General features: G+C 39.1%; 12 protein-coding genes. 9 read left to right on the top strand and 3 right to left on the bottom strand.

Going from position 1 to position 20,155, the window contains the following annotated elements:
- Positions 1-153: 153 nt before the first annotated feature.
- From crtD to asnS, 3 genes are all read right to left on the bottom strand, one after another.
- A complete protein-coding gene (gene crtD / locus ACHFIY_RS01770; RefSeq protein ID WP_410844325.1) occupies positions 154-1,665 on the bottom strand; it encodes a 1-hydroxycarotenoid 3,4-desaturase CrtD in 1,512 nt (503 codons plus the stop codon).
- A gap of 62 nt (positions 1,666-1,727) precedes the next feature.
- Complete coding sequence (gene idi, locus ACHFIY_RS01765; RefSeq protein WP_410844324.1) at positions 1,728-2,255, bottom strand: isopentenyl-diphosphate Delta-isomerase; 528 nt, start codon at positions 2,253-2,255, stop codon at positions 1,728-1,730.
- Positions 2,256-3,489: 1,234 nt separating this feature from the next.
- Positions 3,490-4,938, bottom strand: a complete 1,449-nt coding sequence (gene asnS / locus ACHFIY_RS01760) for an asparagine--tRNA ligase (RefSeq protein WP_410844323.1) — start codon at positions 4,936-4,938, stop codon at positions 3,490-3,492.
- Between the two features lie 571 nt (positions 4,939-5,509).
- Between asnS and ACHFIY_RS01755 the strand changes: the two genes are divergently transcribed.
- The 9 genes from ACHFIY_RS01755 (at position 5,510) to ACHFIY_RS01715 (ending at position 19,692) form a co-directional block, all read left to right on the top strand.
- Positions 5,510-6,112 (top strand): RNA polymerase sigma factor, encoded by a 603-nt coding sequence (locus tag ACHFIY_RS01755; protein ID WP_410844322.1) that lies wholly within the window; start codon positions 5,510-5,512, stop codon positions 6,110-6,112.
- A 141-nt stretch (positions 6,113-6,253) separates the two neighbouring features.
- On the top strand, positions 6,254-7,315 hold the full coding sequence (locus ACHFIY_RS01750) for a FecR family protein (RefSeq protein WP_410844321.1): 1,062 nt from the start codon (positions 6,254-6,256) through the stop codon (positions 7,313-7,315).
- A 124-nt stretch (positions 7,316-7,439) separates the two neighbouring features.
- Complete coding sequence (locus ACHFIY_RS01745) at positions 7,440-10,928, top strand: SusC/RagA family TonB-linked outer membrane protein (RefSeq protein WP_410844320.1); 3,489 nt, start codon at positions 7,440-7,442, stop codon at positions 10,926-10,928.
- Positions 10,929-10,939: 11 nt separating this feature from the next.
- Positions 10,940-12,496 (top strand): RagB/SusD family nutrient uptake outer membrane protein, encoded by a 1,557-nt coding sequence (locus ACHFIY_RS01740; protein WP_410844319.1) that lies wholly within the window; start codon positions 10,940-10,942, stop codon positions 12,494-12,496.
- Between the two features lie 12 nt (positions 12,497-12,508).
- Positions 12,509-13,390: a DUF5017 domain-containing protein gene (locus tag ACHFIY_RS01735; RefSeq protein ID WP_410844318.1), complete on the top strand. Its 882-nt coding sequence runs from the start codon at positions 12,509-12,511 to the stop codon at positions 13,388-13,390.
- Positions 13,391-13,456: 66 nt separating this feature from the next.
- Positions 13,457-14,680, top strand: a complete 1,224-nt coding sequence (locus ACHFIY_RS01730; RefSeq protein ID WP_410844317.1) for a glycoside hydrolase family 88 protein — start codon at positions 13,457-13,459, stop codon at positions 14,678-14,680.
- Between the two features lie 2 nt (positions 14,681-14,682).
- Complete coding sequence (locus tag ACHFIY_RS01725) at positions 14,683-17,223, top strand: glycoside hydrolase family 95 protein (protein WP_410844316.1); 2,541 nt, start codon at positions 14,683-14,685, stop codon at positions 17,221-17,223.
- A 55-nt stretch (positions 17,224-17,278) separates the two neighbouring features.
- Positions 17,279-18,643, top strand: a complete 1,365-nt coding sequence (locus ACHFIY_RS01720) for an SGNH/GDSL hydrolase family protein (protein ID WP_410844315.1) — start codon at positions 17,279-17,281, stop codon at positions 18,641-18,643.
- Positions 18,644-18,657: 14 nt separating this feature from the next.
- Entirely contained in the window at positions 18,658-19,692 is a 1,035-nt protein-coding gene (locus ACHFIY_RS01715; RefSeq protein ID WP_410844314.1) for a hypothetical protein, read from the top strand.
- Positions 19,693-20,155 lie beyond the last annotated feature (463 nt).

The following is a 20,155-nucleotide window of genomic DNA, read 5'->3' as shown; positions in this document are numbered from 1 at the left end:
TGTGAAGTACTTGTGATTAAAAGGCTTGTATTTCTTGCCACGAAGACACGAAGACTCCAAGCAGCACCAAGAAAAAAAGAGAAGAAAGATTATAGCTTAGTAACGTTAGTAATACTTTATATTAACGAGGCAAAATAATTTAAAACTTAAAATTCAAAATAATTCACTGACTATTTCACTCATTATTTTGGCACTTTGCAGGCATAAGGGTATGCCGCCGCCGGGGTGTACGCTGCCACCTACAAAATACAAGCCCTTTATTTGGTTTGAAAAATTGGGATGCCGGAAAAAAGCAGCCATTTTACCGTTGGAACTGGTACCGTATAGCGAACCCATATAGCTTGCTGTTTTGGTTTCAATATCAATAGGGCTTAATGTTTCTTCCACTTCTATCAATGATTCAATATCGGTTTTCAGTAGCCTGTTTAGCTTGTTGATGATGGCTTTTCTGTATGATTGTTGGTAAGCTGACCAGTCTTGCCCAATATTTGCCGGGGCATTTACCATTACAAACCAGTTTTCCTTCCCGGATGGGGCTTGCAGGCCTGGCTCGCACTTGCTGGTGATGTTGATGTAAACGGTAGGGTCTTCGTGCAAGGTTTTGGTAGTAAACAATGCCTCAAATTCTGCTTTGTAGTCTGTGGCAAAAAAGATATTGTGCAGTTCCAACTGTGGGAATGTTGTATTGACGCCCCAGTAAAATATAAATGCACTGCTGCTCCTTTCCTGCTTTAAAAGCTGGGTGGCTTTTTTATCATCTTTTAGCAGGTGCTTAAAGGTGAAATAAACGTCCATGTTGCTCACTACTAAATCGGCATTATGTTGCGCTCCATTTACAACCACACCCTTTACCATACTATCGTCATTAGTTATACTTTCCACAGGTGTATTAAAATGGAATTGCACCCCTTTTTTCACCGCCAGTTTATGCAAAGCATTTGTAATAGAAATCATTCCCCCTTTTGGGTAGAATGTTCCAATGTTATGATCCAAGTGCGGTATTAGGCTCAACATGCCCGGTGCTTTGTAGGGGTTGCTGCCATTGTAGGTGGCGTATCGGTTGAACAATTGCACGGTTTGTGGCTTGGTAAATGCGGCTTCGTTTACTTGGTCCAATGTCTTGAATAAAAAAGCAGCTTTTACTGCCCTAACTGCCTTGCCTATCGGGGCTTTTAAAAGGGTAGAAAACTTATGCAGCGAATAGTTTAAGAATATGCTGCCAATATCGTTATAGGTTTTTGCAGCTTGTAGCAGGTAGGCTTTTAGCTTAGTGCCATCTTCCCCCAGCTTTTGTTCTAATTCTTTAGCAAAAGCATCTGTATTGGTGTAGGCATTTATAACCGTGCCATCTTCATAAAAATATTTACAGGCAATGGGCTGTGGTTGGTAGCTAAAAAAATCTTCAATTGGTTCTTTTGCCAATGCAAATAGTTCCTCAATATTTTCTGGCTGGGTAAACAAGCTGGGCCCTGCATCAAAGTGGTAGCCATCTTTTTCAAAATTAGATAGCTTGCCACCCGGGTAACTGTTTTTTTCAAACACCACTACCTCAAAGCCCATTACTGCTAGCCTTATGGCACTTGCCAGCCCAGCAATGCCCGCACCGATGATGATGGCTTTTTTTTGTTTTGAGTTTTGAGTTTTAGGTTTTAAGTTATTAAGCACTAGAAAAGTTTTATTGAGCGGTGTGCAGATTTTAAGAAATATTTTCTTGATGCCCCCTTTGCCTATTGGCTTTTTGCCTGTTCCTCCATCCACTCCTTTAATTTGGGGTAGGCAATTAAAAACCATTCTGTATAAAATTCCGGGGTTGCTTCAATGGATGCATCTAGCCTTTCTATGGAGCGGTAGGCGTGGTTTTCTACCTCTTCAAAATTAGGGGCGATGATGCCATCGTAATAACCAATGAATACATGGTCAAATTCATTTTCGGTAAGCCCGTTTTGAAACTGGGCAGTATAGCTAAAGTCGAATGCTTTTTTCAAAGGGGTGGCAAAGCCCATTTCTTCCCTTAGCCTTCTGTTGGCGGCTGCCAAGGTTTCCTCGCCCGGCATTGGGTGGCTGCAGCAGGTGTTGGTCCACAAACCACCGCTATGGTATTTCTTTAAAGCACGTTGCTGTAGCAGCATCTCGCCTTTGTTATTGAAAATAAAAACACTGAACGCACGGTGCAGCAGCCCTTTTTCATGGGCTTCCATTTTTTCCATTTCCCCAATTGCTATGTCATTTTCATCTACCAAAATCACTTTTTCCATGCGTTGTATCAATTAATCTGGCTTAGGCAATTTATATACCCTTTTCTATTATTGGTAAAATTACTTGAACCAAACTGCCTGTAATTTATAAAATGTTAAAAGAAATGGAATATTTATTAGCATAACAGCAATACAAACGAATGGTTGAGCATAGAAAATAATAGGCCAATTCTTTTTTGAGGTGCTGGTGAGTGCCAACCTAGTATTTAATGTAACCTTGATGGAGCAGAGCTAAAACTTTTAGTACCCATTTTCAGGGGCATTGCCCGCTTGGTTTTGCTGGCTTTTGACACCCTGAATTTAATTTTTAGGCATTCCTGCATCATAACTCATCGAAATACAGGGATTTTATGTTTTGAAAGGTGAGTGTTTTGTGCGTGAAAAGTGAGTGATTTTTCGTGTTTTTTTGAGTACGCTAGAGTTCATAAAAATGGGTTATTTTTTGTTTTTAGGTGGTTTATTTTTTTGCTATCTCCCCTTTTTTGCCTGTAATTCATTGATATTCAGCTTTTTATGTTTTTTTAGCTTCATTTTTTATTATAATTTATGTGAATTTTGTGATAATTTATTGATAATGGAATGATAGTTTTATGCTAATAGAATAATAATTTATTGATAAGAAACGGATAAGATTTTGATAGTGGATTATCATTTTACTAAGCCAACTAACATCATGTGCGGGGGCAAGGCCAAGATGCCAAGTTCTTCTTTTAACCCAGATTTTGCAGTTGAAATCTATTACAAACCCCAACTACTTCAAAGACCACGGCAAACGCATCAAAATTTATTCTATGCCTAATTGCCTTTTTATCCTAAAATACCTCTTTTCAGCCCTTTTGCCTCATAGCCGGCGGGCTTCGTGTAGGCACTTGTTTTGATTGAATTTGAACCTTTCATATCGAAGTCAACTGCAAAATATGGGTTGAACCAACGAAAACAAGGGGGCATATATTACAAAGTTGGGATTAATTTGGGAGCTGTGCAAAAGGACAATCCTATATGGGGGAAATATGCCCCCATGAGCAACCAAAAATGCCCCCATAGTGGGGGAAAATTGAATTACAATAGCAGTTGTAAACCCACAAGCAACTCAAAAAAAGAAGTAGCAAATGATATTTGATAAATGGTGCATTTGGGTTAATGTATTTCTAAGAAATAGAAAATATTGGCTTTAGCACAAAAAAAACCCGCCTGCTTTCGCAAAACGGGATTAGTAATATAAAAAAACAGTATTTTAAAACTCGCAATTCTTCGGTGTCCTTGCAAAGGCTATCACGTCTCGGATATTGCCCATGCCGGTTACAAACTGCACCATACGCTCAAAGCCAAGGCCAAAGCCAGCATGCGGCACGCTGCCAAAGCGGCGGGTATCTAGGTACCAGCTCATTTCTTCCAAGGGTATGTGCATTTCGCCCATGCGCTTTTCTAGTTTGTCCAAACGTTCTTCCCGTTGGCTACCGCCTACTATTTCGCCAATGCCAGGGGCAAGAATGTCCATGGCGGCCACTGTTTGGAGGCCTTCCTCACAGTTGTCGTTCAGGCGCATGTAGAATGCCTTGATAGCTGCCGGGTAGCCTGTTACAATCACTGGTCTTTTAAAATGCTTTTCTACAAGGTAGCGCTCGTGTTCGCTCTGCATGTCTATGCCCCAGCCCACTTCGTATTTGAATTTCTTCTTTTTGTAAGCGGGGCTGTCTAGCAATATCTTTATAGCTTCGGTATAAGTGATGCGTTCAAATTTATTGTCCACCACCATTTTCAGCTTTTCTATCAAGCCAAACTCTGCCCTTTCATTCACGGGCTTTTGCTTTTCTTCTTCAGCTAGGCGTTGATCTAGGAATTCAAGGTCTTCCAAGTTATGCTCCATGGCATAGCGGATAAGGTATTGGATAAATTCCTCTGCCAAATCCATATTGTCTTCAATATCGTGGAAAGCCATTTCGGGTTCAATCATCCAAAACTCCGCTAGGTGGCGTGTAGTGTTGGAGTTTTCTGCCCTGAAAGTGGGGCCGAACGTATATATCTCGCTAAAAGCCATTGCCCCCAACTCACCCTCTAACTGACCGCTTACGGTAAGGTTGGTGCTTTTGCCAAAGAAATCTTCCGAATAATCTATTTCACCTGCTTCTGTTTTAGGTGGATTGTCCATGGGCAGTGTAGTAACCCTGAACATTTCGCCCGCACCCTCAGCATCGCTGGATGTGATGATGGGCGTATGCAAATACACAAAACCCTTTTGGTTAAAAAATTGGTGTACAGCAAATGCTAAAGCGTGCCGCAAACGGAAAACCGAACCAAATGTATTAGTCCGGAAACGTAGGTGTGCCTTTTCCCTTAAAAACTCTAGGCTATGCTTTTTGGGTTGTAAGGGGTATTTTTCTGCATCGCAGTCGCCCAATATTTCCAGTGTGGTGGCTTTTACTTCTACTTTTTGCCCCTTGCCCACGCTGGCCACAACTGTACCCGTTGCTTTTATGGAAGCCCCTGTTGTAAGGCGTTTAAGGGTTGCATCGTCAAGAAAGCCTAATTCAACCACTACTTGTAGATTATTGTTAGTGCTGCCATCGTTTAAAGCTATAAACTGGTTGTTGCGGAAAGTGCGTACCCAACCCATTACTGTAACTTGCTGCCCTGTTTCATCGCTGGCGAGCAGTTCTTTTATTTTTACCCTTTTGTTAAACATTACTTACTTTTTTAGCCACTTTTTGCACATAGCTGAGCTTTTAGTGGGTTGCAAATATAGGCATGTTCTTTTACTAGAATGCCATTCGGTGTGAGGGGATAAAAGACACAAGAGACATAAAAGCAATGTTCTTTCTGCCTACGTCAGTCGTACTTAAAATTAAAATGCCTTGCAAGTTCAATTACTCGCAAGGCATTTTAAAAGTATATTGGCGGAGCGTAAGAGATTAGAACCTTTTTTGTTTTAGAGAATTGCCAAAGCCATATCTCTGTATACACTTTTGAAGCCATCATATTGATAGCTATAAACATAAAAAAGCATTGCAACTGATTGCATTGCAAGACATTTTAAGTTTATAAAGCGGATAGTAAGAGATTGACATCTAATACTCAAGTTGTAATAGCTAACCATTTCACTTCTAGACAAATGCAATTGTAAAAATGTCTTTTTAAGAATGATTTTAATAAAAGTGTTATTTTTACACTTATTTAATATCAAAACCATATTTTTACAATCCCAAAGAAGTTAATTGCGTTTATTTAATGAATGTATAATTAAAGTACAATAATTTGTGAGTGATTTTCTACATTTTGAAGAAGAAAAGAGAATTTTAAGATTGCTTCACGAAGGCAGCGAGTATGCTTTCCAAATTATATTTGATAAGTATAAGAACAGGATTTATAAGTTGTCTTTAAAATATCTCGTTTCACCAATATTAGCTCAAGAAGCAGTTCAGGATGTTTTTTTGAAACTGTGGTTTGCAAAAGATGAAATGAACGATTGGCAGCATCTTGAAAAATGGCTAGCATTGGTTTCTAAAAATCATTGCATAGATCAGCTTCGTAAAATATCAAGGGAATGGCAAACTGTAAGCCTTAGCGAAAACACCCTTACAGAGTTTTCCGAAAATAATTCCTTGAATAAGGTGATAGATAAGCAATACGAAGATTTGTTGACTTTTATCATAAACAAACTCCCTTTAAAGCAAAAAGAAGTCTATTCCTTAGTACGTGAATCAAAATTAACCTATTTGCAAGTTGGCGAGCGGTTAGGTATATCTCCCCTGACAGTAAAAACACACATGTCAAGGGCTTTACAGTCAATAAAAGGCGAATTGCTAAAGCAAGGATTGCTTTTTTCAGTACTTTTCATTTTAAAAGATTGGCACTTATAAATTCAAAAAAAATATTCCTTTTTTGTACTCCTTGTAGTTATTCCTAGCGTTTAGTAAAAATAGACAATATTAAATCTGCTCGCAATAATGATTGATAACAATAAATTTTATTCCCTATTACAAAAATATCTCTCCAGGGAATTGAAGAACGAGGAACACAACGAGTTCTTCGAGATGTTGTCGTCGGGCAATTATGACCAAATAGTTGCCAATAATTATGAAAAAGATTTTTTTTCATTTCAAGAATTGCCTGATGAGGGCTTTATTTTGTCTCCTCTTGTTGCACATGAAATACTTGGTGAGATAAGGCAATCGAAAAAAGCGGTAGTAAAAAATATTCATCAAAAAAGCAAGCGAATATCAATGTTTAGGTGGATAGCTGCCGCCAGTGTCTTTATTATTGCCTCAGGAGCATATTATTTTTATGAAGCTAGCAATGCTTCGCTTGAGGCTAAGTTTGCTTCGCTAATCCCAAAGCAAGACTATGTTTATGAAAACAAAGAAAACCAAGATAAGGTAATAGCACTAGAAGATGGCTCCTTGGTTACCCTAAAAAGTAATTCCAAGTTGTTTTATCCGTCATCCTTTAAAACAGACAAGCGGGAAGTTTATTTAGAAGGGGCTGCTTTTTTTGAAATAGCTAAGGATTCAAGAAAGCCATTTTATGTTTATTACAAGCAATTAGTTACCAAAGTATTGGGAACAAGTTTTTACATGGGAGCCAACGACTCGGCACGGCAGTTATTTGTGAAAGTACGTACAGGCCGCGTGGAGGTTTCTGAAAATGACAGATTGATAAAAAGTAATGAAAACAGGACAGCCCCTGTAGTTGTTTCCCCAAACCAGCAGGCTAGGTATCAGCAATCAAATAGGCATTTAGATGCAGAGATAGTAGACAATCCAATGCCACTCATCAAGCTAAAAGAAGGGCTAGTGATACACCCAATAGACAAAAAAGATGTAAACCCTGCTTTTGTTTATGACCAAGCTAGCCTTAGCAAAGTTTTTAAAGATATACAAGATGCTTATGGTGTAGAAATAATATTATCTAATCCAGATATTAATAATTGCACTTATACAGGATATTTAGGAGACCAAGATTTATTTACTAAATTTTCGATTATTTGTTTAAGTACAAAATCAAACTATGAAATAATTGGTACTAAAATATTAATTAATGGAAAAGGGTGCAAGGTTCCTTAATTGCTAATTTTAATACAATTAAAAATTTTGTTCACGATAACTGGTACTTACATAAAAGTAAATAGCCAAATGTAAAGCTTGGAGCTTTTTGTAAAATTGAAGATTGCTAGAAAATAAGTCATATATGAAAAAAAAGCAGCGAAAGTTTGCTATGCCATTGTTTGCAATGAAAACGACTTTCTTACAAATAAGCCTATTTATTTTTTTTTGTAGTGTTTTGTATGCCTACGATGGAAATGGACAATCGATAGTAGACAAAAAATTGACTTTAAAGGTTAATAATGCACCTTTGAAAAGGGTTATTAAATTGATTGAAAGCCAATTATTCATCAAATTTGGATTTAGTGGCAATGCTATTAATGCTTCGCAGAAGCTAACATTTGCTGTAAAAGACAAACTATTAAAAGATTTTTTGGATATTGAATTTGTATCTCTTCATATTGGGTACAAAGTAGTTAACAACCAGCTTATCCTTTACCCCATTGAAGACGAAAAAAAAAAATTGGCGGTCTCGGTATCAGTCGATAGTGTCAAAAGTCAACCATTAAAAAAAATAACAGGGCAAGTACTTAATGAAAAAGGTGAACCCTTAGAACTAGCTAGCGTAAAACTAAAGGGTAGCAATAAAACGGTAACAACTAAAAAAGATGGCACTTTTGCGATTGAAGTTGCGCCTTCTGAAAACCCGGTTTTAATTTTTTCATTCGTTGGGTATGCTTCTGCCGAGGTTGCCATTGGGCAGCGGTCTTATATTGCAGTTTCATTGAAACTTTTAGAAAAAAATTTGGATGACGTAATTGTTGTTGGGTATGGGCAAGTAAAAAGGCGTGATGTTACTGGTTCAGTTTCCAAGGTTAATATGTCTGATTTGCAGAAAGCTCCAGTAAAGTCTTTTGACGAAGCATTGGCAGGGCGTATTGCAGGCGTGCAGGTTGCATCCCAAGATGGACAACCCGGCTCGCCAATAAGCATCATTATTAGGGGTAATAACTCTATTACGCAGGACAATTCACCATTGTATGTTATAGATGGATTTCCGGTAGAAGATCCAAATAACAACCTCATAAACCCTGCCGAAATAGAATCTATTGAAGTTTTGAAAGACGCATCCTCTACTGCAATTTATGGTGCAAGGGGTGCAAATGGCGTTATTATTATTACTACAAAGAAAGGAAAAGAGGGAGCGCCTATAATAAATTATACCACCACTTATGGTAGCCAGCGGATCCTCAAAAAAATGCAGATGATGAGTCCTTACGAATTTGTGAAGCTACAAACACAAATTGATACAATAGCCAACCCCCTACGGTATTTTCAAAACGGGCTTACTTTAGAGTCATATAAAAATGTAGCTGGGTTAAAAATGCAAGACTTAGTTTTTAGGCCAGCTTCAATGATCAACAATACAGTATCTATTGCAGGCGGCACACTAAAAACCAAATACTTTTTATCTGGCTCTGTTTTAAGCCAAGATGGGATTGTAATCAATAGTTCATACAAGCGTTACCAAAGTAGGTTCTCCTTAGATCAAACTATTAATGACAAATTGAAAATAGGAATCAATACAAACATCAGCTCGGTAAAATATATTGGCACAACGCCATCCCAAACAGACTTTAATGGCTCTTTAAACTTAATGTATGGCGTATTAGGATACAGACCGGTAACTGGTTCTATAAGCAATTATTTGGTTGACAACCTTTTTGATACGGCCATAGTGCTTTTAAACGACTACAGGTATAACCCATCTATAGAGTTAAGAAACGAAATGAGAAATAATATGGATAATAATATTATTTCCAACTTATACCTTGACTATGCCATATTGCCAACGCTTAAGTTACGAATAACCGCCGGTATTAATTATGATATTCAACGTGCCGATGCTTTCAATAATTCAAATACGGTATATGGCAATACACAAAGCCCGGTTGGTTCCAGTGGACCTAATGGTTCCATTAATTATGCAGAAAGTTTTCAATGGTTGAATGAAAACACACTTACTTACAACAAAAAAATAAGCGAAAATCAAACCATTAATGTATTGGCAGGCATTACATTCCAGAAACACACCAATGCTGCTTATGGGTTTTCTGCCATACACGTTCCAGATGATGCACTAGGAGTTAGTGGTTTAAACCAGGGTACACCCACTTTTGTAGCATCCTACAATTCGCTTTGGACATTAAATTCCTTCCTCTCAAGGGTTAATTATGCCTATAAATCAAGGTATTTGCTTACTGCATCTTTACGGGATGATGGCTCTTCTAAATTTGGTGCTTCTAACAAATGGGGTTTGTTCCCTTCAGGTGCTGTTGCTTGGAGGTTTACCAGCGAGCCTTTTATGCCAAAGAATGATTGGCTGAACGAAGGAAAGCTACGGTTTAGTTATGGGATAACTGGTAATAACAGGGTAGGCGATTTTGCCCCATTGTCTCAAGAAAACTTAGGCATCGCCGCAGGTTATCCATTCAATAACCTGCTTACAAACGGTGTGAACAATGGTGCATATCCCTCTGTTTTGGGGAATCCGAACCTAAAATGGGAGTCAACACGGCAGGCTGATTTAGGTATTGATTTAACTGGGTTTAAACAAAAGGTAAACCTGACTATAGATTATTATTCTAAAACTACCTATAACCTATTGCTTAATGCAAACCTGCCTTTTACTGAAGGATATGGCAATGTTTTTGAGAATATAGGAAAGGTAAGAAACAGTGGATTGGAGATAACCATATCCACAACCAATATCTCTACGCCAACCTTTACATGGAATAGCTCTTTTAATATTTCTTTCAATAGAAGCAAGGTTTTGCAATTGACACAAAATCAAGAGAGCCTTTCTTCTTTTGTTAGCTGGGATGGAAACTATAATGGTTTATCTCCTTATATAGCAAAAACCAATCTTCCAATATCCCAGCTTTATGGATATGTATGGGATGGCGTTTATCAAAAGAGTGATTTTACGATTACCCCCTCTGGAAAATACATTTTAAAAGACAACGTTACCGACAATGGTAATGCAAGAAACCAAATACAACCGGGAGATATTAAATACAAAGACTTGTCTGGCGATAGAACCATTAATGCCAATGACCTAGCTGTAATTGGCAGGGGCGAACCTATCCATGTTGGTGGGTTTACTAATAATTTTACCTATAAAGGTTTTGATTTAAATATTTTCTTTCAATGGTCTTACGGCAATGATATCATCAATGCCAATAGGCTAAAATTTGATGGCAGCAATATTATTAACCTTAATCAGTTTACTACCTACCAAAATAGGTGGACACCTCAAAACACCAACACCAATATTTTTAGGGTAGGCGGGCAGGGTCCTTATGCCTATTCTAGCAGGATAGTTGAAGATGGTTCCTATATAAGGCTGAAAACAGTTTCCATTGGGTATAACTTGCCTGTTAATGTAATAAAAAAGGCTAAGCTAAAAACGGCTAGAATATTTTTATCTGCTCAAAATGTTTTTACTATTTCAAAATATTCTGGGTTTGACCCAGAGGTTTCCGTAAGAAACTCTGCATTGACACCAGGATTTGATTACTCTTCTTATCCAAGGGCAAGGACAATCTCGGCTGGTGCGAGTATTTCATTTTAAAAATATTAGACATGCGAAACAGTAAGTACACATTAATTATATTATCAATCAGCCTAGTTTTTTTATTGGGCTCCTGCACTAAATTTTTAGAAACAACGCCTTCTTCCTTTGTTACACCGCAAAGTTATTATAACACATCTGCAGAATTAAACGCTGCCCTTACGGGAGTTTACAACGTTTTGTCCAATAATGCCACCTATCAAAATGGGTTGTTTGCCACGCATCCATACGGTAATGACGAGGGATATTTTTCGCGTAACTTTCAGGTAACAGGCGTTCAAGTTTATAACTATACAGCTTCTAATGCTGATATTACAGCCCTTTGGGATATATTATACCAGGGAATAGAGCGTGCCAATGTGCTTTTGGCAAATATCAACAAGCCCCCAATGGATTCAGCTTCAAGAAATGAAATTAAGGGCGAAGCATTGTTTCTAAGGGCTTATTTCTATTTTCTACTAGTATCAAAGTGGGGTGATGTCCCTTTGAAGCTAACGCCAACTACTTCTTTGGATTCTATTGCCATTGCCCGTGCACCCTCGGTAATTGTTTACAACCAGATAATTGCCGATATGAAAACGGCGGACTCGCTTGTGTACCCCATCACCGCTGTTTCCACGCCTGGCAGGGTAAATAAATCTTGCGTGGAAGGTATCTTGGCTAGGGTTTGTTTAACAATGGCGGGTTATCCTGTAAGGGATGTGTCTAAGTATACTGATGCGCAATATTGGGCAAGCAAAGTGGTGCAATCTGGGTATCATGGCCTCAATGTAAGCTATAGCCAGGTTTTTATCAATCAAATCCAAAAAATATACGACACCAAAGAATCTCTTTGGGAAGCGGAGATGTATTATAACCCTGCTACTGCCAATGTAAACAATTCAGGCGGTAGTTTAGGCGTTACTGTCGGCATAATATGTAGTAACCAAAATATTGGCTATTCTTATGGACAGATTTATGCTACAGGCTTGATGTATAAAATGTATGATGACACCAATGATGTGCGAAGGGATTGGAACATTGCCAACTTTGTTTATTCTGGAACCAACAAGCTTTATTTTACTCCAAAAGCTATTTATAGCAGGTGTGTGGGTAAATGGCGCAGGGAGTATGAATTAATTGTCCCAAAGACTAAAAATGTTAATGCCACCAATTTTCCATTGCTGCGTTATGCTGATGTTTTATTAATGCTGGCCGAGGCCGAGAATGAGCTAAATGGGCCAACGGTGCTTGCACATCAATACCTAAACACGGTAAGGAGCCGTGCCAAAGCCTATGCTTTTACTGGTTCTAAAACAATTACCGATAAAGATGCTTTTAGGCAAATAATACAAAATGAACGTGCTCGAGAACTTTGTTTTGAGGGGTTGAGGAAAGCCGATTTAATCCGCTGGGGAATTTTGTACACCACCATGAAAGCAGTAGCAAATGATTTTTCTGTAAACGGAGGTTCTAATAATTGGGGCGCTATTGCCGGGAATAATTTTGCACAACGATACCTGCTTTACCCCATCCCACAATACGAAATTTCTCTTAACAAGCTTTTGGTGCAAAATCCAGGGTTTTAAAATAAAATAATCATGAAATTTTTATATTTTTCAATCGTCTTGCTTCTGTTTTGTGTTGCATGCAATAAAAAAATTGATGTAAAAGCAGTAGATTTTGATGTATCAACAGATTCTGCTGCTTATCAGGCTGGTGATACAGTTTATTTTCATTTTTCGGGCAACCCGGGCATTATCTCCTTTTTTTCTGGCGAACCGGGCAGTAAATATACAAACAGAAATAGGGATTCGGCTTCGGGTAATATCTCCGCCAACTTTTATACTTCCCGTCTTTATGGCAATTCTACCAAGGCATTATCTTTTTTAGTATCTAATGATTTTAATGGCATTTACGATTCCACTAATTTGTCCAATGCCACATGGACAGACATTTCTTACCGTGCCATATTTGGCACTACTTCTACCAATACTTTTTCTGGCAATGTTAGCCTTAACGATTTTGTGAACCCTAGCCAACCCCTTTTTCTTGCGTTTAGGTATATAGGATTGGTTGGCCCAACAATTGTGCAAAGCAGGTGGAATGTAGCTAGCTTTAAGGTAACCAATACATTGCCAGATAGCACATCCTACAATATTGCCGATATATTAAGTGCTTCTTGGACAGCCGTGAGCATTACCTCGGATCCCTTAGATCAAAAATGGAATATTGGCTCATCCAGTTTAGTTATCTTGTCTAGCACGGTTGCTAATGAACAGTGGGTGGTAACGGCTCCTTTGCAGTGTAATTCAGTTATTCCGGATAATGGGGTAACAATCAAGGGGATAGATAGCAAAGTATCTACATTTCCCTATGTATTCTCTAAACCAGGCACTTATAATATCGCTTTTGTGGGTATCAATGCAAATGTTTACGGGCAAAATTCTGTTGTAAAACAATTGACCCTTACCATTTATTGATAGGGGCATTTCAAAGCATCGCTTTTTATCCATCCATAGCGTGTCCTAAATTACATTATGGTTTTTATGAATAAATGGATACTTATTTCGTTGTTGTTATTTTCTTGGATACCTAGCCGGAAGAATGATCTGGTACAGGACAATGCAAAATTTGCAGATAAGCAAATGAGGGCCATGCTGCAACAACTTGATGGCAGCATAGACAGTTTTCCTCATGCCATTTATCCTGATGGCAAATTGAAATTGGTAGATATTTACGGATGGACAAGTGGTTTCTTTCCAGGTAGCCTTTGGTTGGCTTATCAGTTGAATAATAAGGATACATTCTTACTTAACCATGCAATAGAGTGGACTAACAAACTAGAGCCAGTTAAAAATTTAACCTCAAATCATGATATTGGGTTTATGATGTATTGCAGCTATGGCAATGCCTATCGCATTACTAAAAAAGAGGCCTATAAAGACATATTGATACAATCTGCCAACTCATTGTGTACAAGGTTCAATCCAAAAGTGGGTTGTATAAAATCATGGGATGATGCCTACACGATAGGGGAAAAGGTTTATTACCAATATCCCGTTATCATGGATAATATGATGAATTTGGAGCTGCTTTGTTTTGCCTCAAATGTTACCCACAATCCTAAATACAGGGAAATAGCCATTAGCCATGCAGATAAGACGCTCGAAAACAATATACGGGGCGATTACAGTTCTTTTCATGTGGTAAATTATGACAGCATCACTGGCAAGCCACTATTTAAAGTTACCCATCAGGGATATGCCAACAATTCTACTTGGGCAAGGGGGCAGGCATGGGGTATTTATGGTTTCACGATGATGTACCGGGAAACAAGGCAGGAACGCTATTTGAATGCTGCCTGCAAAATGGCAGATTATTTCCTAGATAATAAAAACCTGCCAACAGACAAGATACCCTATTGGGATTTTAATATTGGCCAGCTGGGGTATAACCCACCCATACAGTACGACACTTTAAAACGGAGCCTTTTCCAGCGGGATGTTTCTTCGGCTGCCATTGTTTGCTCGGCACTTTTTGAGTTGTATGGGTTTACTAAACATCAGCAGTATTACAAAGATGCAGTTGCCATTCTTCAAGCACTTTCTTCTCCAGCGTATCGGAATAACGAAAGCAAAAATGGGTTCTTATTAAAACATAGCGTAGGCAATTTCCCCGGTGGGTATGATATTGATGTGCCTATCTGCTATGCCGATTATTATTTCTTGGAAGCATTGCAGCGGTATCAGCAATACAATAAAAAAGGTTAGCCATGAAAAAGAAAGTATTATTAAGCACGATGGTTGCATTGACATCGTTTACAAGTTCTTTTGGGCAACAAAATAAACTGTGGTACAAGCAGCCTGCCAACGTTTGGACAGAGGCTTTGCCAATTGGCAATGGCCGTTTGGGTGCGATGGTATTTGGAAAAACCGATAAAGAGATTATCCATCTCAATGAGATGACTTTATGGTCGGGCGGGCCTGCCAAAGAAAACCCTAACCCAAAAGCGAAAGCGGTTTTGCCACTTGTAAGAAAAGCATTGTTTGCCAACGATTTTGTGGAGGCCACTAGGCTAATGCACCAAATGCAGGGACCTTACACAGAGTCTTATGCCCCTTTGGGCGACTTGGTTATAGATTATGGATTCAAGGAAAAACCTACTGATTATCACAGAAGTTTGAGTTTAGATAATGCCATTGCCACTACTAATTTTACCATCAAGGGTATAAAGTATTCGCAGGAAGTCTTTGTTTCTGCGCCTGCCCAAGTAATAGTTTTGAGAATAAAGGCAGACAAGGTTGGTGCAATCAATGGTACAATATCCCTTCAATCGCTGTTGAAAAACGAAGGGGTTAAAAGTCTTGCACCAAATGAGATTGAGCTACACGGAAGGGCGCCATCTCATGCTATGCCTAGCTATGACGACCCCTCTATCACCGACCCAAAAGAAGATACCATCCGTTATGACAACGATAATTGCAGGGGGATGCGTTTCGATTGCAGGGTAAAGGCACATAATACAGATGGACAGGTTAAGGCAACTAATGCTGGACTAAAAATAAATAACGCTTCAGAAGTGGTGGTTTTTATTTCTGCTGCAACAAGTTTCAACGGGTTTGATAAATGCCCCGACAAGGAAGGCAAGGATGAAAAGGCTTTGTGCAATGGTTATTTGGTAAAGGCTTACAATCAATCCTACCAAAACCTAAAGGATAGTCATCTGAAAGACTTTCAATATTATTTTAACCGGGTAAGATTGTCGTTAGGCAATGAATCAAAGGATAAACTGCCTACCGATGAACGTTTGAAATTATATGCAAAAGGAGAACCAGATGCAGCTTTAGAGGCTTTGTATTACAAATTTGGGCGTTACCTGCTCATTTCCTGCTCACGCCCGGGTAGCCCACCTGCCAATTTACAGGGGATTTGGAACCCCATATTGCGCCCACCTTGGAGCAGCAACTTCACGGCTAACATCAATGTGGAAATGAATTATTGGGCTGCCGAGGCAGCCAACCTTTCAGAAATGCACTTGCCTTTAATCAATTTGATAAAGGACGTTGCCATTACTGGGCAAAAAACGGCTGCCAATTACTACGGGGCAAACGGGTGGTGCTCGCACCATAACATAGATATTTGGGCAAGCTCAAACCCTGTTGGCAGCTATGGATTGGGCGACCCTAAATGGGCTAACTTCCCTTTGTCGGGGGCTTGGCTGTGCCAGCATGTTTGGAACCATTACCGCTTTACAGGCGATAAGCAATATTTACAAAATACGGCTTATCCATTAATGAAAGGGGCGGTTGATTTTTGTAACAGTTGGCTGGTTACCGACCCCAATACTGGCTACTTGGTTACAGCCCCTGCCACATCTGCCGAGAACGATTTTTATACCGATCAGCATCAAAAAGCACAAGTATCCATTGCTACAACCATGGATATGTCGCTTATATATGACTTGTTTACCAATACCATCCAAGCATTGGATATATTGGGCATAAATGCTGATTTCAAAGACAGCTTAATTTTAAAACGCAGTAAGTTATACCCTATGCAAGTGGGTAAGAAGGGCAACCTGCAAGAATGGTTCAAGGATTGGGAAGACGTAGACCCCCACCACAGGCATACATCGCATTTGGTTGGCTTGCACCCAGGAAGGCAGTTGTCACCGCTTTACACCCCCAGTTTTGCAAAAGCTGCCTCAGTAACCCTCAATACCCGAGGCGATGAAGGAACAGGCTGGAGCAAGGCCTGGAAAATAAATTTTTGGGCGAGGCTCTACGACGGCAACAGGGCACACAAGCTTCTGCAGGAATTGCTGCATTTTACAGAACAAGCAGATACAAAATACGATGCGGGTGGCGGCACTTATGCCAACCTTTTCTGTGCGCACCCCCCTTTTCAGATCGATGGCAATTTCGGTGCCCTTTCTGGCATCACGGAGATGTTGTTGCAAAGCCATTTAACTGACATTCATTTGCTTCCCGCCTTGCCCTCTGAATGGAAAGAGGGTTCAATAAGTGGTTTGAAGGCTTCGGGTGGGTTTGAAGTTTCTATAAAATGGAAAGATGGGCAGTTGACTGAAGCCAAGATTATTTCTAATTTGGGCGGTAATTGCAGGCTCCGCACCACCCTTCCTATTGAAGTGCAAGGGGCTAAGTACAAGATAGTGGATGCCAATATGGCCAACCCAAACCCTTTTTATGAAAAAGTGGATAGCAATCAAAAAGAAGTGATAGGCGAAAACAAATATGTATTGACTGATTTTGAAACAGAGAAAGGGAAAACATATATAATAAAGGCAAAGTAGCGAGTATAAAAAAACCACCACTCACCATAGTAGTAATAAAACAATGAATAAAGCAATGAAAGCATTTTTGGCAGGTATACTGGTAGCCTTTTCAATTGTTACAACACTGGCACAGTCACCTATTTTTAAAGCTGGTGACAGGGTTTGTTTTGTAGGAAATAGCATCACCAACAATGGTGATTTTTACCATAATATCCTGACTTATTATGTAACCAGATTCCCCGACCAGCCTGTTACTTTTTTCAATTGCGGCATTTCGGGGGATGTGTGCAGCGGCGTGCTGAAAAGAATGGATGACGATATATTGATCCACAAACCCACCTATGCAGTTATCAAGTTGGGAATGAATGATGTGAATCGTGGGTTATATACCATCTATCCTACTACCAATGCAGATACGCTTGCCAAGCGGGAGGAGGCTATTGCTATCTATAAAATTAGGCTGGATAGCATTGTAAATATCTTTTTGAAAAAAGGGATAAAGGTTATTTTGCAAAAGCCTACCATCTACGACCAGACTGCTGCCATAAAACGGGAAAATAACTTTGGCGTAAACGATGCCTTGAAAAGTTGTGCAGATTACATCCAATCTTTGGCTGATAAATACAACCTTCCAGTGGTTGACTATTGGTCTATACTGAACAATATCAACAACGAGTTGCAAAAGAAAAATGATACCGCTACTATTATTGGGCCAGACAGGGTGCATCCTGGCCCAGCAGGGCATTTAATCATGGCCTACCAATTCTTAAAAACTACAAATGCCCCCCAGTATGTTTCAGAAATTGTTATTGATAAGGATGCAAAGACGAGCAATATGGAAAGCAAGAACTGCACCATTACTAAGTATATAATTGAAAAGAATGGGGTGAATTTAAAGATTAAAGAAAATGCCTTGCCATTCCCTGCTTCTGAGCGGCAAAAGCAAGGGCTGGAGTTGGTGCCATTTATCAATGATTTGGCAGTAGAGAAATTGGTGATAAAAAATGCAGCAAAACGCAACCAGTTGCTTATAGACAATGCCTTGATTGGTGTTTTTTCGGCAGATGAACTGGCAAGTGGCATTAACCTATCGCTTTATACCACCACGCCCCAATACCTGCAAGCACAAAAAGTGAGGGAGGCTTTGGACAAGATGTGGAAGGCAGTTGCTGATTTGCGAACCATTGAATTTGTTGAGTTTAAAGTGGTAAATGATTATAAAGGCAATAAAGATATAGCAGCGCTAAAAGAATATTTTGATGTATTGATGAAGACGAAATTTGCAACCAACACTTATTACAAACCGCAACTCGAAAAATATCTTGTTGTGAAACCTAACCAAGCCAAATTGTGGCAGGACTTTGATAATTACCGTGAAGACGCGTATAAAGCTGCGCAGCCTATTGAGCACAGTTTTGCAATAGAAGCAATTAATTAAGCAATTATATCATAATGAATTTCATCAAAACATATATTTCCGCTAGAAATAAAAAAGCAAATACGGTTGTTGTAGTTTTCCTGCTAGGATTAATTCTAAATACAGCATTTGCCCAAAAAGTTAAATATCAAGATGGTTTCCCATATATAAACATTGGTAATGGAAAACTGAAAGCCACAATCCTGCTTCCCGATACTGCCAACGGTTATTACCGTGCAGTACGTTTCGATTGGTCGGGCTTTATGGCACAGGTTACCTATAAAAAGCACACGTTTTTTCAGGAATGGAAGGGGTATATTGGTAAAACAGATACGTTTGGCATCCACGACCCTTACAACACTGGCACAGGTACGGGCATTTCGGAAGAATTTAGGAAACCACTGAATTACCAAGAAGCAAAAGCAGGGGAACCCTTTGTAAAAGTGGGGGTAGGCACCTTATTGAAAGACAAGGACACGGCTTATTATTTCGCCAAAAGATATACGATAATCAATCATGGCAAGTGGGAAACAACTTACGGCAAAGATTGGGTGCTGTTTACGCATACCCTATCTACCGATGATGGTTATGGGTATATTTATACAAAAAAGATTACGCTTTTGCCAAATAGCACCGTTATAAAAGTGTTCCACAGCCTAAAAAACACGGGCATAAAACCAATTGAAACAACTACCTATTCGCACAATTTCTTTAGGTTCGACGATAATCCTTCCAGCGATAATTATGTGTTAACTTACCCCAGCCCTATAAACCCTAAGAATACATTTAGTGCCAAAGCCCATTTTGGTGCTACTACTTTTCAGTTGGCTGATGAGCTGGTTGGCGCTGCGCCAGTAGAAGGTGCTTATAATACAAACGGGGTAAATGAATTTGAATTAGCGAATACAAAAACCAAAACCGCAGTTCATGTAAAAGGCGATAAGCCTGTGATAGCCCCGTATTTGTATATATGGCGGAATGCCTTTTGCCCCGAACACATGATAGCCGTTTTAGTGTCTGTAGGTGAGGCAACCAGTTGGGAAACAGTATATAGTTTCAAGGCCAACTAGCGGTTATTGCTTGTTTTTTACATCCCTACAAACCCTTCAACCTCACCCCAGCCCTCTTCAAAAAGAGAGGGAAAAGGAAAGAGGGGAAAGCAAAGATTTGTAATGGATTTTTTCCGGAATTTTTTTTTCGAGTCTCTCTTTTTGTTTGTAACTCATTGTTATACAGCTATTTATTTGTTTTTCCTCCTTATTTTTTATGATAATAAAAGTGAATTTTATGATACTTAATTGATAACAGAATGATAGTTTTATGATAGGAAAATGATAGTTTATTGATAAGAAACTGATAAGATTTTGATAGTGAATTATCATTTTCTTAAGACAACTAACATCCGATGCGGGAGGCAATGCCAAGATGCCCCTAGTTCTCCCTTTAATGCAAAATTGGCACGGATAAGTATATAGACCAAAATAAAAATCCTATATGGGGGAAATATTCCCCCATGAGTATCCGAAATTTCCC

The organism is Parasediminibacterium schistidii, assembly GCF_046546515.1.
In the GTDB taxonomy this organism is placed as follows: domain Bacteria; phylum Bacteroidota; class Bacteroidia; order Chitinophagales; family Chitinophagaceae; genus Parasediminibacterium.
Note: the sequence above shows the minus strand (reverse complement) of the source record. Positions and strands in the feature narration are given on the sequence as shown.